This window comes from Protofrankia sp. Cj3, from assembly GCF_917627355.1.
Classification (GTDB): Bacteria; Actinomycetota; Actinomycetes; order Frankiales; family Frankiaceae; genus Protofrankia.
The window spans coordinates 1-3,212 of sequence record NZ_CAKJTR010000315.1 but is presented as its reverse complement, the minus strand read 5'-3'; the positions used below and the strand labels follow the sequence as shown (position 1 = coordinate 3,212).

The following is a 3,212-nucleotide window of genomic DNA, read 5'->3' as shown; positions in this document are numbered from 1 at the left end:
GCCGCTGACAGGCCGGGATGGTTGTCGGCGGCCCGTCAGCGCGCTCCGTTCAGGGCTGGAGGGAGCTGTGTCGGCCTGGCGACACGGGAGCTGGCGGGTGCGGCGACCGGCAGCCGGTCCACGCTGAGCAGGCTCATGGGCAAACGTATGCCGTCGCTGGGTTCTGCCGGGGCTGGGAGGGCTCCGGCGGCCGGGCCGGCACTCATGAACATGATGGAAACAGCGGCGCCTGGTAGGCCCTTGCTCATCCCGGATCGGCTTCTCGCCGGTACTGTGATGAGCCGTGGCAGTGAGCAACAATGCGGTCGCTGGGGTGGTTCTCAACTACCTCGAGGAAAATCCGGGCGAACTTGAGACAGTGGGTCCGCTGGTGCTGGCCGCTATGGGCGGGCCGGGGCCGGTGACGGACCGCACCACGATGCCGGGGCATGTCACGTGCGGCGCGGTCGCGGTCACCGCTGACTGGCGGGTGCTGCACATCCACCACCGGCGCCTGGCCCGTTGGTTGCTTCCCGGCGGGCATGTCGAGGCAACCGACCAGTCCCTGTTCGGTACGGCCCTGCGTCAGCTTGCGGAGGAGACCGGAATCGCCGCGAACACCGTGATCCCGGACACCGCCCGGCCAGTGGATATTGATGCGTACGTCGTCCCGGCGGATCCCGGTCGGGACGAAACATCACATATCCACTATGACATCCGTTTTGTGCTACATGTTCCAGACGAGGTCGTGCGCCTGCGTTCGGAGGAGATCTCAGATCACCGGTGGATGCTCCTTCAGGAAATCCCCGGGACGCTGGGTGACAAGCTGCGAATCCGCGGCGCCCGATCCGGGTGGGCGCGCGTCCCCCGCTGATCTGTATCGCTCGGGGTGCCCGAGGCGCCCGGGGAGCCTCGATCCGAGGCGTGGTCAGCGCGGCTGGCCGCCTGCGTTGAGGAACACGTGCGACCCGGCCCGGACGCGATTTCGCCCGCGCGAGCGGTGGCCCGTCGTCTCAGCCGCTGAAACGGGCGATGGCGCGCATCTTGTTCATCGCGTCCAACGCGGCCACCTTGTAGGACTCGGCCAGGGTCGGATAGTTGAACACGGCGTCGACCAGGTAGTCGATCGTGCCGTCACAGCCCATCACCGTCTGGCCGATGTGGACGAGCTCGGTGGCGCCAGTGCCGAAGACGTGTACGCCGAGCAGCTTCCGGTCGACGGAGCTGACCAGGAGTTTCAGCATGCCGTAGGAGTCGCCGACGATCTGGCCGCGAGCGAGTTCCCGGTAGCGGGCGACTCCCACCTCGAAGGGCACAGCCCGTTCGGTGAGCTCGTCCTCGGTGCTGCCCACATAGGAGATCTCGGGGATGGTGTAGATCCCGATGGGCATCAGGTCGTGCCGCATCACGTGGACGTCCTCGCCGCAGGCCGCGTAGGCGGCGAGCCGGCCCTGTTCCATGGACGTCGCGGCCAGGGCGGGGAAGCCGATGACGTCTCCGACCGCGAAGATGTGATCTATCTCGGTCCGGAAATCCGACCCCACCTTGATCCGACCACGGTTGTCGGCGCTCAGGCCCGCGTTGGCGAGGTTCAGCGCGGTGGTGAGCCCCTGGCGACCGGCCGAGTACATGACGGTGTCCGCGGGCAGTCTCTTGCCGCTTTCCAGCAACGTCAGCGTCCCGCCGTTGTGGCGTCCCACCGACAGCACCGACTCGCGGAATCTGAAGGTGACGGCAAGGTCGCGCAGGTGGTATTTGAGGGCTTCGACTATCTCCACGTCGCAGAAGTCGAGCATTCGGTCCCTGCGTTCGACGACTGTCACCTTCGTACCGAGCGCCGCGAACATGGACGCGTACTCGATACCGATCACACCGGCGCCGACGACGACCATCGAGCCGGGGATCTTGTCCAGGGACAGGATCTGATCGCTGTCAACCACCGTGCGGCCGTCGAAGTCGACTGTGCCTGGCCGGGCCGGCCGGGTTCCGGTCGCAATGATGATCTTTTCCGCGTGGACCCGCCGCTCGTCGATCTCGTCGGTGCCCTTGATGCTGATGGTATGCGCGTCGATGAAGCTTGCCGTACCGATGAGCAGCGTGACCCGGTTACGGCTGAGCTGGCTGCGAATGACGTCGATCTCACGCCCGATGACGTGCTGTGTGCGTGAGGACAGGTCGCCGACCGTTATGTCGTCTTTAAGCCGGTAGCTCTGCCCGTACATCTCCCGTTGGGTCATACCGGTGAGGTAGAGCACAGCCTCACGTAGCGTTTTCGAAGGAATTGTACCGGTATTGATACAGACTCCACCGACCATGTCACGGCGGTCGACGATCGCCACCCGACGGTCCAGTTTGGCGGCGGCGATAGCCGCTTTCTGCCCGCCTGGACCTGATCCGATGACGAGGAGGTCGTAGTCGTACATCGTCACCTCCTCAGGTGAAATCCCCACAATTGATTGCTGTGAGGCTATCTGGCCGGAAGGCTCGCGACGCCTCAATCGTCAGGTTGTTACCTCCGCTTCTCCGCACACCTCCGCAGCCGTTGGTGGCACGTCGCAGCCGCCGGTGGCACTTCCTGATTTGAGTGATGGCATAGACGCGGTCTGTGGCCATGGGTGACCGGATCTGGCTGGCGCGGCCGAAAAAATTTTCCGAGTGCCCGTAACCTCCGTCGAGCCGTGTCGTTGAACCAGGTGCGGGGGTCGTGGGGACTTGCTGGGGGGTTCTCCACGGCCCCCGCTGGTCTCGGCCGCGAGCAGCCCCGGCATCTTCCCAACCATTACGATCTTACTGGTGTGGAGGTCCGGGAGGCCGGTCCGGAAGAAAGGCTTCGGCCCGGAAACCGGTGCGGCCATATCTCCTCCGGGGCGTCGCTATTGGTCCCGGGGCTTTCGGGCCCACTGGGCCGTGGAGCGCGATCGTGGTTTTCCGTGTACGCGAAGGTCCCGCGCGGAAACCTATGGATGAGTCAGCTATGGATGAGTCATTGACAGGACGTCCAGCGCGGCGTCCAGCTGTTCCTCGGTGAGTGTGCCGGCGGCCACATAGCCACGTTCGAGGACGACCTCCCGGATTGTCTTTTCCTCGGCCAGGGACTGCTTGACGACCTTGGCGGCCTCTTCATAGCCCAGGTAGCGGTTGAGCGGCGTCACGATGGACGGTGAGGACTCGGCGAACCGCCGGCAGCGCTCGACGTCCGCGACGATGCCGTCGACGCCGCGGGCCGCGAACAG

General features: G+C 65.3%; 2 protein-coding genes and 1 pseudogene. 1 reads left to right on the top strand and 2 read right to left on the bottom strand.

Annotated features, from left to right (window positions below; genetic code table 11):
* Positions 1-289 precede the first annotated feature (289 nt).
* Positions 290-853, top strand: a complete 564-nt coding sequence (locus MJ783_RS22965) for an NUDIX hydrolase (RefSeq protein ID WP_239313914.1) — start codon at positions 290-292, stop codon at positions 851-853.
* A gap of 139 nt (positions 854-992) precedes the next feature.
* Here the strand turns inward: MJ783_RS22965 and sthA are convergent, their stop codons facing one another.
* Together sthA and aspA are read right to left on the bottom strand one after the other, a co-directional pair.
* Positions 993-2,402: a Si-specific NAD(P)(+) transhydrogenase gene (gene sthA, locus MJ783_RS22960; protein ID WP_239313912.1), complete on the bottom strand. Its 1,410-nt coding sequence runs from the start codon at positions 2,400-2,402 to the stop codon at positions 993-995.
* Positions 2,403-2,951: 549 nt separating this feature from the next.
* Positions 2,952-3,212 (bottom strand): annotated as a pseudogene (gene aspA / locus MJ783_RS22955) (aspartate ammonia-lyase); the annotation flags it as partial.